Raw genomic sequence first — 14,885 nt, forward strand, 5'->3', positions numbered from 1 at the left:
ATTTAATGAAAGTTATAGATTTGAATTGTGATATGGGAGAGAGTTTTGGTGCTTATACGATAGGTAACGATGAAGGAATCCTAGATTATATAACTTCGGCTAATATTGCTTGTGGTTTTCATGCTGGGGATCCAGCTACTATGAAAAAAACAGTAAGAAAGGCTATGGAAAAGAACGTTGGCCTAGGTGCTCATCCTGGATTACAGGACTTGGTAGGTTATGGCAGAAGAGAAATGGATATTTCACCAGAAGAAGTGTATGACATTGTTGTTTATCAAATTGGGGCATTATATGGGTTTGTAAAGTCGGAAGGTGGCAAGTTACAACATGTTAAACCTCATGGTGCACTATATAATATGGCTGCTAGAAGCGCATCCTTATCTGAAGCAATAGCGGAGGCAGTCTATAAGATTGACCCAGAATTAATCTTGTTTGGTCTTTATGGTGGAGAATTAGTAACAGCTGGGAAAAAAATAGGCTTGAGAACAGCGAAAGAAGTATTTTCTGATCGTACTTATCAAGATACTGGGAAATTAACGCCGAGAAAAGAAGTAAGTGCAATAATTAGTGATAAAGATAAAGCTGCTCGGCAAGTAATTCGAATGGTTAGAGAAAGTAAAGTAATGTCTCTTCAGGGAGCAGATGTCCCAATAGAAGCGGAAACAATTTGTATTCATGGAGATCATGATAATTCACTTGATTTTGCTAGTTACCTTTCAAAGGCATTACGTGAAGCGGGTATTGAAGTTAGTGCAATAAGTAAATTTCTAAAATAGAAGGTGGAATTGATTCATCATGAATACAAAATCGGAAAAGCCATCGCTTATTGACAGGATAAGAAAGCGCTCTCAATTCGCTTTCTATTGTTAATCGATGAGCAATATATAATACAACTATAAGGAGGGTCGAGGTAGTGTAATAGAATGTGGTGCGAAAAATTATAAGGGGGAGTCAAAGGTGAAAAAACAAATGACACTTGCAGCATCGGTATTATCTTTATTCTTGGTGTTAGCTGGTTGTGGTAATGACGACTCAAGTAGTAGTGATGCAGGAAAAGACGCAGGAGGATCTGCTGAGTCAGTAAGCTGGGTAGCAAACTCAGTATACCCTGACAGCAACCATAATGGTGAAGGATTGAAAGAATTCGCTGAAAAGCTTGATGAAGCAACAGACGGACAAGTGAAATTAGAGGTGCAGCTTGGGGGAGCTCTTGGCTATGAAGGACCTGAACTTTTATCTGCGGTACGTGATAATGCAGTTCCCGTATCAGATATGTTAACAAGTGGTGTAGCAGGTGATGAGCCTTTATTCGAAATCGTTACGTTGCCATTCTTGGTGCAAAGCTTTGATGAAGGAAAAATCCTGAATGATATCGCACGTCCATACTTTGATCAAATAGCTGAAGAAAAGTGGAATCAAAAGATTCTTTATGTTGCTCCTTGGCCAGCTGCAGGGTTCTGGACAAAGAATGAAGTGAAGTCTTTGGAAGACATGAAAGGCTTGAAGATGCGTACGTATGATAAAAACGGTGCATTAGTAGTAGAAGCTGCTGGTGGTACACCTCATCCACTGCCGTTCAGTGAAGTATATTCCTCATTGTCGACTGGTGTAATTGACTCTGTATTGACTTCTACTCCAACAGCGGTAGATGCGAAGTTCTGGGAAGTTCTTGATTACTACGTACCTGCTAACGTAACAATGGCAACAAACTTTGTTTCTGTTAACTTAGATGAGCTGAATAAGTTGGATAAAGAGACACAGGAAAAAGTCATCAACGCAGGTAAAGAAATGGAAGAAAGAATGTGGCAACTTGGTGCTGAGCTGGATAAAGAAAAAGAAGCGATTGTTAACGAAAATGGAATCACGACGCTTGAGCCAAGTCAGGGGTTTATGGATAACTTAGCCGAAGTTACTGAACACATTAGACAGGAATGGTTGAAGGGCGCGCCGACTGAAGCACAGGAAATTATAGAAAAATTCAATAAAGAAGTAGGGCGTTAATCCACTTCCTTTTATTTGATAGAAAGATCTTGGCGAAATATTCATAATGCCAAGAGCTTTCTATTGAATTTTAATAGTTCCGTTAACGCAGAAAGGGGACAGTCAGTATGAGAAGATATATACGGACCATCGATGCGACTTCTCAATTTTTTGGGATTCTTGCCGGTATATTTATAATGGCAGGCGTCGTTTTGGTAGTTGCTGAGCTTGTCGTTCGGAACATATTCAACGGCACACTCTATATTACTCAAGAATACACGGCGTATTTCATGGTTGCAACCACCTTTTTCGGTCTTGCTTACACGCTGAAAGAAAGTGGTCATATCAGACTTGAGTTTTTATACAGAGTGGTGCAGTCGGGAAAATCGCGGGCCCTCCTGGAAATTTACGCTTTATTGGTCGGACTTATTTTATTTATTATTATTACGTACACTACAACGGATTTCTTTTTGGATGCCGTTGCATCGGACAAACGTTCTATGCAAATTTCCAAAACGATGCTTGCTATCCCTCAATTTGCTATGCCCCTTGGCTCTTTGTTAATTTCCCTCCAATTTACTGCGGAAATTGCAAAATGCATATTGCAGATTAAAACGAATGATTACGGCAAGATGCAGGAAGAAGAAATTGATATACTAGGCCGTTAAATAACATATGTACGAAGAGAAGGGGGACTAGCCTTGAGTTTAGCTGTTGTATCAATCACGTTAATAGCTCTTTTAGTACTATTCTTAGGTAGTACCATATGGGTGGGCGTTTCGCTGTTCCTTGTAGGAATTGGCGGTCTGACGTTCTTTACAAGTAGCCCCCCGATGACCATCATGAATAATATACTTTGGAATAATACCAATAGTTCCACGATGCTTGCCCTACCATTATTTATATTGATGGGAGAAATTTTATTCCGCAGTAAAATCTCTGAGAATCTGTTCAAAGGATTGACGCCTTGGATTAGTTTCCTGCCTGGCCGTTTGATTCACGTTAATATCGCGGCGAGTAGTTTATTTGCTGCAGTAAGCGGCTCTTCTGCTGCTACGACTGCGACAGTAGGTAAGATTACAATTCCTGAATTATCCAAACGTAATTACGACCGGTCATTGAGCTTAGGATCACTTGCGGGAGCAGGTACGCTTGGCTTTCTGATCCCTCCAAGTATGATGATGATTGTTTACGGGATTGTGGCAGATGTTAGTATCGGTAAGCTGTTTATAGCGGGAATTGTTCCCGGAATTATCCTAGCGACTGGATTGAGTGGATATATCATTATCAGATGTTTAATTAATCCGAGTCTGGCACTGGGAGATGAAAAGTATTCTTGGACGTACCGGTTCAAGACATTGCCCTTGATTTTGCCTGTAATTATTCTAATTGCCCTTGTTTTAGGAAGTATCTACTCTGGATGGGCTACTCCAACCGAAGCGGCTTCTGTAGGCGTTGCAGGTTCTTTGGTTTTTGCCTTATTCTCACGTACTTTAACAATCAGTGTTTTTAAGGAAGTATTACTCGCCACGGTGAAGACGAGTACGATGATTATGCTAATCGTTGCGGGAGCATCGTATCTGTCAGTCGTAGTAGGCTATTTGAACATGCCTGCCAAGCTGACTTCTTTTGTTTCAGAATTAGGATTATCAAGTTATATGCTGATTGTCATCTTAACCATCATGTATGTTATTTTAGGTACCTTACTGGACGGTTTCTCAATGATTGTTATGACGATGCCATTGGCGTTGCCTTTAATTACCGCTGCAGGCTTTGATCCATTATGGTTCGGTATCTATATGATCTTTATGATTGAGGTTGCACAGATTACGCCACCGGTCGGATTTAACCTGTTTGTTATTAATGGGATGGTTGAAGAAGATATATTAACCATTGCTAGATATGCGATGCCTTCTTTCTTTATCATCTTGCTCATTGTGGCAGTTATTACTGTCTTTCCGGAGATTATTTTATGGCTTCCAAATAAAATGTAGAGGATGAAACCTGAATGGCGAGTGTATAATGGAATGATTAGAATTATTTTAGGTACCTTTTTTAATCTTCCAAATGAGCCACATCCACTAGCTAATGATTTTTGGTACCAGGTTCCAACACAATTTCGAATTGTTTGGGAACCTGGTACCTTTTTTCATCGCTTTATACAATTGTATTGTATTATCAGAATATTGTCTTGCGCAGGCACCTTTCGCTAAAAAATGAAAGTACATGATAATTTAACAATATGAAAGAAGAAGCCTTTTTGTATAAGTGAATTAGCTGGTTTCTTTTGAGTTTTTATCCCAAAACATAAATTGTCACAGTTATATCTGACTCAGGTACCTTTCACTTCAATCAATAGACTAAAAAAGCCCAAACTTTTTTAGTCTGGACAATTTTAATCGTACATATTTGTATTGTGTTAAGCTCTTCGTTTGATTTCAATATTCACCGATATTATCTTTCATACGACTAAGCATGTCAGATAGAGATTCTAATTCTTCAGAGGTAAAGTCATGAAGCATTCGGTTTACGAAACCAGTCTTTTCTTTTTTATAACCGATAATTTGTTTACGTCCTTCCTGAGTAAGGCGAACAAATACCGCTCGATTATCTGTTGGGTTTCTTCGTCTTGTCACCATACCATTTGTCTCAAGTTGTTTTAAGTGACGGGTAACGGCAGCACCGTCTATATTCACAGCTTTTTGAAGGGCAGATTGATTAATTTCATCTGTATTATAAAGTTGGTACAGTAATTTATAACGTGATTCGCTAATTCCTGTACACCGTTCAAATTTAGGGCTAATTTGATCATTAAGTCCTTTAAGTAGATGTAAGATTTGTTCCTGATTTGGAAATGAACATCGCATCAGTTGACCTCCTAAGTGATTGCTAGGGTCAATTGACAGAAGTGCCTTATATTCATTGACCTGTCAATGAATATAAGGCAAAAACATCTAATATGCAACCCAAATGAACATGAACTCAGTTCTAATTGTATTAATCCAAATAAGACATGTTAAGAAGAATTAAACAATTTCTACCTTATGTCCATTGTGTAGTCGCCTCGACAGGCAGTCTATAAGATTTATAACCTTCATTGACAGCTTTACCAATGGTGATTAACATAACCGGAATATAACGATCTTTATCCATTCCGTAAGCCTTAGCAATTTGGTCTTTCTCATAACCACCGATTGGATTTGTATCATATCCGTGAGCACGTGCTACTAGCATAAGTTGCATTGAGACAAGACCGGCATCTAGCAGAATGATATCTTTCATTTGTTCATCAGTTAGATTTTCATACAGTGGCGTTAAAAAGTTCAGTTGAGCTTCTTTAACTTCCTGGGGCATATAGCCAAGTTCAACTGCTGTGCCGTATATTTCTTCAGCGTAATCAAAATTATTGAGGTCAGCGAAGACAGCGATTACCGCAGACGAGCTCATAACTTTATCTTTGTTAAATCTTGATAGGGGGGCAAGTTTTTCTTTCCCTTCCTCACTGTCTATGACTAGAAATCGCCAAGGTTGCATGTTAATAGAAGAAGGTGCTGTTGAAGCTTGAGCAATAATTTCACTCATTTCTTCACGACTAATTTTAACTGAAGGATCGTATTCCTTTATAGAGCGACGACCATATACTATTTCATTGAAATCATTTGTTTTTTGATGTTTTTTCATGATGTAAGTACTCCCTTTTCATTTTAAGTTAATTGACGTGTCAATGATTGATACGTCAATTAATATATGATAGATTCGAGAAATATGCAATACATAAGATCTGTTCATCGTTATTTTCTTAGGCAACTTTCTCCTAGTTGCGAGGTTCCAACACAATTTGGAATTGTTTTAGAACCTGGCACCAAACACTATATAGTCGACATCCCATAATTCATTTATGAAATTGTAGCGAATTGTCCGAATGGGTACCTAGCAATTAAATGAATTGAGCAAATAAATTCTTCTTTGATTTCATCGTTAAATAAACATAATATATACTATTATAGTTCTAGTATTTGCAGAAGAAGTATGAACTAGCAGAATGATTAAATGTTGTACTGGAGGTTTATTATGAATTATAGAATTTTTAACAAACAAGTATTTGAACAAGCACAGCTACGCTCGGTTTCAGATGTAGCGTTCACCGAGGAAGAACTTCAAATTGGCATGAAGTTAGCAGTTTCTAAGGAGGATAATACCTTAGCATTGTATTTAGTGGATGTAAACGGTCAGAAGAAATTCGAAGTTCGTTGGGATGATTCGACAGAGCTTTTCGCTGGTTGGAATTCCGCTTGGGAAAACTTCACGTGGTGTTTAGACGTCGTGAGTAATTAATATAATTCTATAAATTTATTTTAATTGATTTTCGGTGCCAGGTTCCAACACAATTTCGAATTGTTTTAGAACCTGGAACCTTTCATGATTAGGCTTGAATCTGGAGAATCGAAAATATAGATTTACGACAGAAAAAGCTTGTCACATGATGAACATCTGTGACAAGCTTTTTAATTGTTTAGTACATATTTAAAGTGTGATATAATTAACTTACAATTCAAAGTATAAAAAAGAGTTAAACCGACGGGTTGGGATAAACCTCAAGACCATTGGGACTCCTTTATTATCAATATAGAATATGCATCTAATTTTATTATCTACTTTATTTATTCAATGTCGATTATTTTACTAGAACAGGGGGAACTCAATGGAAACAAAGTTAAATGATTAAGATATTTTATGGAATAGTGATTTTCGATGCCAAGTTCCAACACAATTTCGAATTGTTTTAGAACCTGGTACTTTTTTATCATAAAATACAGAACTACACTTATATGCCTAGAATGAGTGTCATGAAGTTATCCTTAATAAAATTTTAAAACAAGTTGTAGTTAACACTTAAAATAGTTAGAGACCTAATAGCAACTACAAATCATACATTATTGGAGGAGAATTATATGCAATCAATTTCTGAAAAGACAAACAAGATTACTTTAGAAAAAGAATACGGTTCATTTATTGACGGTGAATTTGTTAAGTCTTCAAACGGTTTTATTGATGCAATCAATCCTGCAAATGGAGAATTGTTAGCTAAAATTTCTAGAGGGAACAAAGAAGATGTAGATCTCGCGGTAAAAGCTGCAAATGTTGCATTTCAAACTTGGTCGGCACTATCGATTGAAGAACGGGCTAGTTATCTTCACAAAGTCGCCGATGCATTAGAAGAAAACACTGATCGTTTATCCATGATTGAATGTTTGGACACAGGTCGTCCTGTATATGAGTTTGGACTAGATTATGATATTGCAGTCAAACAATTCCGTTATTTTGCTTCTGCAATCTTATTGGATGAAGGTACTTCAAGAGCTCTTCCAGATGGACAGTTGATTGTACAAAAAGACCCTTTAGGTGTTTGTGCGCAAATTATTCCTTGGAATGTTCCTATGATCATGGTTTCTTTCAAACTAGCTCCGGCCCTAGCTGCCGGTAATACTATCGTTATGAAGCCTGCCGAGGATGCAAGCTTGTCAACTTTGGAATTTGCTAAAATTCTTAAAGATATATTACCAAAAGGTGTAGTGAACTTTGTTACAGGTTATGGTATTGAAGCGGGAGACGCGCTCATTAACCATCCGGATATTCATAAACTTTCTTTCACAGGAAGTGTAGGCGTAGGTCGCTTAGTTGGTAAAACTGCTGGGGAAAGACTATTACCAGTTACACTTGAATTAGGTGGAAAGTCTCCACATATAGTATTCCCGGATGTTAATATTGACGATGCCGTGGAAAATACGACATTAGGTTACTGCTTATTTAATGGGCAAAGTTGTATTCTTGGTTCACGTCTATTTGTCCACGATGATATTTATGACGAATTCGTTGCGAAGTTAGTCGCAAGAGCAAAAGATGTTAAAGTCGGCGATCCACTAGATCCATCGACAAGAGTGAGTGCGCTTATCAATGAAAAGCAGGGTAAACGTGTCCTAAGCTATATTGATATTGCTAAAGAAGAAAGTGCAAAACTATTAGCGGGAGGTAACCGTGTAACTGTTCACAATCATGAATATGGTTATTTTATCGAACCTACAATTTTTGAAGCGACAAACGATATGAGAATTTCACAAGAAGAGATTTTTGGACCTGTTATTACCGTTATGCGTTGGAATGATATTGACGCTGTTACTAAAGAGGCGAATGATACTGAATATGGTTTAGCTGCTGGAATTATGACAAATGATTTTAAAGCCGCATTAAGTACTGCGCAGAAGTTACAGGCTGGAAGTGTTTGGATCAATCAGTACTTTAATTTCCAAACAGGTGCACCTTTTGGTGGTTACAAAAACAGTGGTATCGGAAGGGAATATGGAAAAGAAGCTTTGGACGAATATACACAAGTTAAAACGATTGCTGCAAATTTCAATTTGCCACCAGCTGGATTTTTTAAGTAATGGATTGATTTAAAAGCATTAATATTGTGGAACAGTCTTATAAATTGGAAACATAGTGTCGCGTACCTGTGTTTAATTTGATGTCATTTGAGTTTTTACTCGGAACAGTGAATTGTAATAATTCAACCTTGCACAGGTACCCGACCTAAAGATAAAAAAGCCCGTCAACAATTCTACAAAAAATACGTCATTCACAACGTTGAAATAGTTTCATAACGAGCCATGTAAAGTTGAATTTCGAAAAGCAAAATTGCGCTTTCACGGGACATTAGATTACATCGAATATAAAACCTGAAGCATTGTGACCTCGTGTGCCAGCGTTATGGATCTTGTCCTACAAAAAATACGAATAATACGTTAAATGCAGAGTTTAGATTCAATAGGCTGTAGCCCTATAGGGTGAAAAGCAAGATCCTTTCGTGTCACGGAAAAGCATAATTATAAAGTTCTGCGATTGTTGAGTTTTCAAAAATTTATACTGAAGGCTTTGGTTTCGTGTGGCCATTTTTAATGAAACTTAGCGCTTGACTTATTTTACATTATACGCTGGCACCTTTCACGATTTGATTTGAAGAAAACATAGATAGAGGAGATATTAGATGGGGACTGTAAGCGTTTTATTAGGAATAGCTATCTTGTTAATCGCAGGTATCAGATTAGTTCATTTCAGCGTTAGTAAAAAAGTTTTGGGAATTCCCGTACTGCTTTTGACGCTAGGCATCTTGCTGTTTACTTCAGGCTGTGGAAAGAATGATAGTCAACTAGGAACGGCAAGTGAAAAGAAAGCGAATCAAGAAGTTGCAAGGGAAGAAAGTGAGGAAAGTATAAAACGAATAGAAAATGAAAAAGGTGAACTAATAGAAATACATATTGATCCAGATGATAAGGTAGGTTTTGAAGAAATACCTGAGGGGTGGGTATCTAAAGCAAAATCATTCAATCCTTACACGGATGTATGGTTAAATGTTTACAGAGAGCCTTTAACTCCTGAAAAATTCAAAGAAAAGTTCAATGCTTGGTCAAAGGTGAATTTAGGCTATGAAGAGCTACTTATAAATGAAGTTAATATAGAGAAAGGTGAAGTCAATGACGCATTTAAAATTGATTTTAGGGATGAAACTATTTTAATTGGCGGAGTAAATAATGACAATGAGATCATCAATCTAACTGCAATATTAGAAGAAGATTCCTACTATGACAATTTAGAGATAATGAAAATATTACTTAGAGTTGGGATTCCAACAGTAAGGGAAGAAAATTTAAACACAATCTTTGAGGATTTAACATATTTTGATGGCGGTTATATCAATAGATTAGGAGAAGTCTATCATAAAGAGGTTGAACAGACAGAAGTAAGCCTTACTCATGAAATTTCACCTGATGAAATTTTAATTACTATCTTCAGTATTGATTTTCCAAAGTAAATTTCTCAGAGGAAGCGAATTGAGTAAGGGGTAGCTGTGCGCCGTGGAACAGGTGTCTGAAAAATTATTCATTGAGATAGTTATCGAGAAGAAATTAAATTCAAAAGTAGCTAATTCATAATGTTCTTGATATAAGCATGAGAAATATCAATAATGAAAACGGGAAAAGTATCAATATACTTTTCCCGTTTTTTTACATATCAAGATGTGTCACATTAGTTAGCTCATTATTTTTGCATACCATGCGGATCTGAAACCCGTTGTCTTATTTCCTTTATCTAATGGGCGGAAAATTAAGTTCTGAGAACGGTATGTTTTAAGGTCTTTTCCTAGATCTGTATCGCCAATTACATAGAGCGTCTTGGATTTGTTACGATAGTCGATTGTTTCAAGTCCAAGTGCGTTCAATTCATTTATGACAAGTGTAATGGGGTCTTCAGCGTTTAATTGGGACTTGGCGGTTGAAATTACGAGTGTTTTTTTCTGTGTTTCAATATTTTGGGTGTCAATGGTAACAGGTTGAATCGCTTCACTATGGCTCCGATTTGCAGTTTCTAGTATTATGGGTTCTTCAGTATCGTTTTTACAGCAATCTTCTGTTTCAACAATATCACTTTGCTTTTCAATTGAGCTTGAACCCGCCCATTCCAAATAAGGTTTAATATTGAGTTCTTCAAGCTTAGTCCACAAGCTTTCGAGTGCTTTTTCAGGATTATGATAATATGTGCTGCCCAATACCCTCCAAAATGTCCAACCAGCCCTTTGTAATAAACGTTCACGCAAGAAGTCGCGTTCGCGATCCTCAATTGATGTATGCCAATGATCGCCGTCACATTCCACGACAAGTCTCGACTTTTCGCCTTGCACGACTAGATCCAAGCGATAACCCGCCACTTCAAATTGTGGAATCACACGGTAGCCTTTGGAAACAATTGCATCAAACACATCGATCTCAAACTTACTTTCACATTTCTCTCGATTTGCTTCCGTTTCCTCTTTTAGAGGATCGGCGATATATGTTAATAGGTTATATCTCAAGCAATCGCGATTGCTAATGTCATTTACTGAGATGGAATGCATGACCCAAAGCTGGTCTTTGGCACGACTAGCTGCAACATTGAAACGTTGTCTAGCGGAGTCAGCTGTTTGTGCGGTGAGTCGTGTTTTTCCTTTTGCGACTACCATAGAGAGGAAGATGACATCTCTTTCATCCCCTTGGAATGCATATGCATCGCCGCAAATGATTTGTCGTTCTTCCATCACTTCTGCACCTACTTCATCAATCAACTTGTTTTGAATGAGTTTCGCCTGATTATTACCGAGAAGTGATATGACGCCAATTGTCTTTCCATCATAACGTGGATTTTTAATACAATTACGTATACTTTTGACGATTTCGTCGGCTTCCACTTCGTTATATGCGTTTTGGGAGCTACCTTCTCTAACTCCATGTGGTAAATAAGTTGATACAATCGGTTCAAGTCGGTTGGCCGGATATTGTCTTAACGGAATTAAAGGACTGTTGGTATAAGAAATCCGATTTGAAAATCCGATGATTTCTGGCATACATCTGTAATGTTCGCGTAGCGTAATTGTATCTTTGAACATGATATAAGAAACATCGAAGAAAGAATTTGTTGCATTCAGCGTATCAGCAAATTCGAATTCAAATGGTTTCAAATATTTATGATTTAACCGATAAATGTCCTCCGCCTGTATGCCAATCACACTTGGACTAATCTGTTTATCGTCTCCAACAATAATCATCTTTCTGGCTAAATACTTCAACAGAAGGGCATCATGCCATGATTGACTTGCTTCATCGACAATGACGATGTCAAAAAGGTTAGGGCGGATTTCAAAGTTTTCGAAAACACGACTTAACGGCATAATCCAAGCGGGTATAGCATCTTTGCAATGTTGCATATGATATTGCGCTTCCGCAATAAAACGTGGCGCATTTGTTCCATACCCTTTCCCATAATTTTTTACGGAGCGTGCCCATGCTTTTAAATGTTTGGATTGGGAATGGGTCATTGTACTTAACATACTAATCCATGCTTTTGTTGTACCGATTTCGGTTATTGTATCACGAATGTCTTTATCAATCTGATCATAGTTGGCTGTAAGTGTAGCCTCGTCTCTTTGAGCAAATTCACCTAACCAGCTTTTCATTTTTCTCCAATTTTGAGCCTTCTCCCAAACACTGAAGCGTTTATTCCAAATTGAATCAGCATAGGTTTCATTTAATTGTTTCAAAAGCAATGAGGATTCTTTTTCCAGCTTGATTGAAATCATATTTATCTCATTGTCACGGTTCATCACTTGTTGGAAATAATCATATTGAGTATACGCCGTTTGGATGGCGTCGATATTTCGCTCGCTCAAGGCTGTTACGAATTCCGAATAAAGTGAATGTGTTTTTTCAGTTAGCACGTTTTCAATTGCTGTAATGCGGGTGCTGATTTGATTGGAAACTTGCTTCAATTCACTTTTCACATTATATATTTCGATATTATGTTGCATTGATTTACTTTGCTGTTCATTAAATAAATCAGCGGAAAGAAAAGCGAACTCTTCTAAAATCGCTGACCTCCATTGTTGAATTTTAAGGGCTTTAGACAGTTGCGAAAGGGTAGTTTCGTACTCAGTCAAAGCAAGTTCATTCACTATTGGTTTTGTATCTAGTAAATGTGGAATGACTAGCTTTTCGATGCTTTCAAAGGCATCTTTTGTTAGGGCATAAGCATGAACCCTTTTTATGTCATCTTCTGTTTTTATCGGTAAATTGTTATATTGAATCTTTTGTAATGTCGCTTTATATTGTTTTACAATTTTGGGTTGAAATAAGAAGTTGCCCATTTTCCCGCCATTTGTGAAATGCAATACTAAATCTTCGGTCATTTTCTTTAAAGATGCCGTTGAAACACCGTCAACTGTAATAAGATTAGGATCGAAATTACTTTTAAATTTGTTTATCGTTTCTAAATGATCTCGAAATTCAACTTCAATCCTTGCCCACAAATGCCCTCGATTGATAAAAATATCGTTAATCACTTTTTTTAGGTTCGGATACGTATTAAACAGAAGTGGCGTTAACAATTCATCATATTGAGAGAGTGAGGAAGTAAGCTTACTTAACTTATCGTCCGAGATTCCAATTAAAGTATTTTGAAGGTCATCTATTTCATTTTTAGTCAGTAATTGGTAGCGTGATTGCAGAATTTGTTCCTTTTTAATCACATTCACCAGATTCTCCAACTGGACTGTTTGTTCCATAGAAGGATATTCAAACTGATCATAGCCAATTGGTGTATCTAAATGGGTGTTTTTTAATTCGATATAACGAGCAATCAGATTTCTTTCTTCCAATAAAAAAGATTCGGGTGTTTCGATGTTTATGGGTGTCGTATACCAATCGAAACGCTCAGCATCTTTGTTTAATTGTGTTGCAATCTGTTGTGCAGTCCCTTGATAAGATGCATCAAAGTTATGGATGTAAGTCTCAGCTTCACGGATTTCCATTAAATTTGTCTTTGTTTTATTCAAATCTTGCTTTAATTTTTTAAGCGTCTGTTCTTTCTCAGTGACGGCTGATGTCATCTTAGTCAAATCGAACCGTTCTTTATTGACCGAAATGGTAGACACTACTTTTTCCAAGTCTTTCATAGATGCACTATCGCCACCTAGTAAACTTACGGATAAATCCTGCAGCTCTTCAGGCAGTTTACTTTTTAATACACTCAGTGCTTTTGCTGTTTGGCTTGTGATTAATACACGTTGTCCAGTAGCGAGTAAGTGTGAAGTTAAATTGGCAATTGTATGGGTTTTACCTGTACCTGGAGGACCTTGTACGAGTACACTACTCTTATTATTCAAGGTAGCAATGATTCGATTTTGTTCATCGTTGGTTGGTAGAGGGAAATAATATTCTTGTGCCTCCTGAAATTTCAACTCATCAATTTGTTTTTCAACTTTATCATCTATATTGCCCAACATATTGGCTAGGTTTTCAGGAACGGCAGCGTCATCCATTTCATTTAGTTGCTCAATCGCTGTATCGCAAGCATATTGAAAACTCTTTTGAGATTTCTTTCTTAACACAATTGCTGGAGATAAAGAAAGGATTGGTCCCTGTGAAGAGTGGTTAGGTACAGCCAAGGTATCGGAATATACACCACGAGAATCAATTGCATTGACGATACTTTTAAGTACAGTATCGAAGTTATCTCGAATCGTATTCTCTTCGTTATAGGATTTTAGTAACGAGCGTACTTCTTTATGATCATCACTAAATAAGCGATCCTCAACGAGTAGCATATCTTCTTCCAACTCGAAGGCATTCCCCTGTGAAGACGGGACGATTGTCATTTCAGCATGGCTTTTATTAAATTGTAATTCAACTTCTGAAGTAAGCAGGTGTCGTTCTACTAAATCTTTGTCAGCCTGTTTCCATTGGAGGAGGCCAACGCTTACAACCAGTTCAAGTGTCTCGGAATTATGTTGTAATTCCTGGTGTATTTTATAAAGTCGATCGTATAGCTTTTGAATATTTTTAACGCGCTCTGATTCTGTAATGTATGGAATCCAGACGTCGTTCTCAAAAGCTTCTATTTGTTCATCGATATGTGGCATATCCTTGAGGAAAATTTCTTCTGTTTGTGGTTCGTTATCATCCGAACTCGTTGAACTTATCGTGATACTTTCATTGATTATTAACGTTCCAAGTGTTGGATTAACAATGATCCATTCTGAAATGGTCTCCGGAATATCCGGTTGAGTAGGCGTTATCGGTTTCTTCACATACAACCAATCATCGAAATTATTTCTAAAGCAATCTATGCATTCGATTTCTTCTGGTATAAGATCTATCCAAATAATGTCTTCATAATTCTTATATGAATAAACTGGTTTTTGCCTAAGTTGTGTTAACTCTTTGATGTATTGTACAAGATTTGAAGCTTTATGTGTTAACGGTGTCGTACTCACTATGTCACCTCTGTACTTATTGTTATTAATGCAGGTTTTGCACGAAGTA

Annotated in this window: 10 protein-coding genes; 7 read left to right on the forward strand and 3 right to left on the reverse strand. The window is 37.2% G+C overall.

What is annotated here, in order from left to right; genetic code table 11:
- Positions 1-5: 5 nt before the first annotated feature.
- The 4 genes from BI350_RS07425 to BI350_RS07440 all read left to right on the forward strand — a co-directional run bounded on the left by BI350_RS07425 (position 6) and on the right by BI350_RS07440 (position 3,974).
- Entirely contained in the window at positions 6-776 is a 771-nt protein-coding gene (locus BI350_RS07425; protein ID WP_075527516.1) for a LamB/YcsF family protein, read from the forward strand.
- Between the two features lie 181 nt (positions 777-957).
- Positions 958-2,001: a TRAP transporter substrate-binding protein gene (locus tag BI350_RS07430; RefSeq protein WP_075527517.1), complete on the forward strand. Its 1,044-nt coding sequence runs from the start codon at positions 958-960 to the stop codon at positions 1,999-2,001.
- Positions 2,002-2,108: 107 nt separating this feature from the next.
- Positions 2,109-2,648, forward strand: coding sequence for a TRAP transporter small permease subunit (locus BI350_RS07435; protein WP_075527518.1), 540 nt, complete (start codon positions 2,109-2,111; stop codon positions 2,646-2,648).
- A gap of 33 nt (positions 2,649-2,681) precedes the next feature.
- Positions 2,682-3,974 carry a TRAP transporter large permease gene (locus BI350_RS07440; protein ID WP_075527519.1) on the forward strand — a complete coding sequence of 431 codons (1,293 nt, stop codon included), beginning with the start codon at positions 2,682-2,684 and terminating at the stop codon, positions 3,972-3,974.
- Positions 3,975-4,418: 444 nt separating this feature from the next.
- On the opposite strand, the gene BI350_RS07445 is transcribed toward BI350_RS07440, so the two are convergent.
- Both BI350_RS07445 and BI350_RS07450 read right to left on the reverse strand, forming a co-directional pair.
- Positions 4,419-4,847 (reverse strand): MarR family winged helix-turn-helix transcriptional regulator, encoded by a 429-nt coding sequence (locus tag BI350_RS07445; protein ID WP_075527520.1) that lies wholly within the window; start codon positions 4,845-4,847, stop codon positions 4,419-4,421.
- A 175-nt stretch (positions 4,848-5,022) separates the two neighbouring features.
- Positions 5,023-5,661: a nitroreductase family protein gene (locus BI350_RS07450; RefSeq protein WP_075527521.1), complete on the reverse strand. Its 639-nt coding sequence runs from the start codon at positions 5,659-5,661 to the stop codon at positions 5,023-5,025.
- Positions 5,662-6,051: 390 nt separating this feature from the next.
- On the opposite strand from BI350_RS07450, the gene BI350_RS07455 reads away from it, so the two are divergent.
- The 3 genes from BI350_RS07455 to BI350_RS07465 all read left to right on the forward strand — a co-directional run bounded on the left by BI350_RS07455 (position 6,052) and on the right by BI350_RS07465 (position 9,847).
- The gene (locus tag BI350_RS07455; RefSeq protein WP_075527522.1) at positions 6,052-6,315 is read left to right on the forward strand and encodes a hypothetical protein; all 264 of its coding nucleotides are present in this window, start codon (positions 6,052-6,054) and stop codon (positions 6,313-6,315) included.
- Between the two features lie 617 nt (positions 6,316-6,932).
- On the forward strand, positions 6,933-8,423 hold the full coding sequence (locus tag BI350_RS07460; protein WP_075527523.1) for an aldehyde dehydrogenase family protein: 1,491 nt from the start codon (positions 6,933-6,935) through the stop codon (positions 8,421-8,423).
- Positions 8,424-9,022: 599 nt separating this feature from the next.
- Positions 9,023-9,847: a hypothetical protein gene (locus BI350_RS07465; RefSeq protein WP_075527524.1), complete on the forward strand. Its 825-nt coding sequence runs from the start codon at positions 9,023-9,025 to the stop codon at positions 9,845-9,847.
- Between the two features lie 219 nt (positions 9,848-10,066).
- Here the strand turns inward: BI350_RS07465 and BI350_RS07470 are convergent, their stop codons facing one another.
- Positions 10,067-14,836, reverse strand: a complete 4,770-nt coding sequence (locus BI350_RS07470) for an AAA domain-containing protein (RefSeq protein WP_075527525.1) — start codon at positions 14,834-14,836, stop codon at positions 10,067-10,069.
- Positions 14,837-14,885: the final 49 nt, after the last annotated feature.

The organism is Sporosarcina ureilytica, from assembly GCF_001753205.1.
Classification (GTDB): domain Bacteria; phylum Bacillota; class Bacilli; order Bacillales_A; family Planococcaceae; genus Sporosarcina; species Sporosarcina ureilytica.

Bases quoted from the DNA above. Each gene is read 5' to 3' on its own strand.
- BI350_RS07465 (WP_075527524.1), top strand. From the start codon at position 9,023: ATGGGGACTGTAAGCGTTTTATTAGGAATAGCTATCTTGTTAATCGCA.
- BI350_RS07445 (WP_075527520.1), bottom strand. From the start codon at position 4,847: ATGCGATGTTCATTTCCAAATCAGGAACAAATCTTACATCTACTTAAA.
- BI350_RS07435 (WP_075527518.1), top strand. From the start codon at position 2,109: ATGAGAAGATATATACGGACCATCGATGCGACTTCTCAATTTTTTGGG.
- BI350_RS07460 (WP_075527523.1), top strand. From the start codon at position 6,933: ATGCAATCAATTTCTGAAAAGACAAACAAGATTACTTTAGAAAAAGAA.
- BI350_RS07425 (WP_075527516.1), top strand. From the start codon at position 6: ATGAAAGTTATAGATTTGAATTGTGATATGGGAGAGAGTTTTGGTGCT.
- BI350_RS07450 (WP_075527521.1), bottom strand. From the start codon at position 5,661: ATGAAAAAACATCAAAAAACAAATGATTTCAATGAAATAGTATATGGT.
- BI350_RS07455 (WP_075527522.1), top strand. From the start codon at position 6,052: ATGAATTATAGAATTTTTAACAAACAAGTATTTGAACAAGCACAGCTA.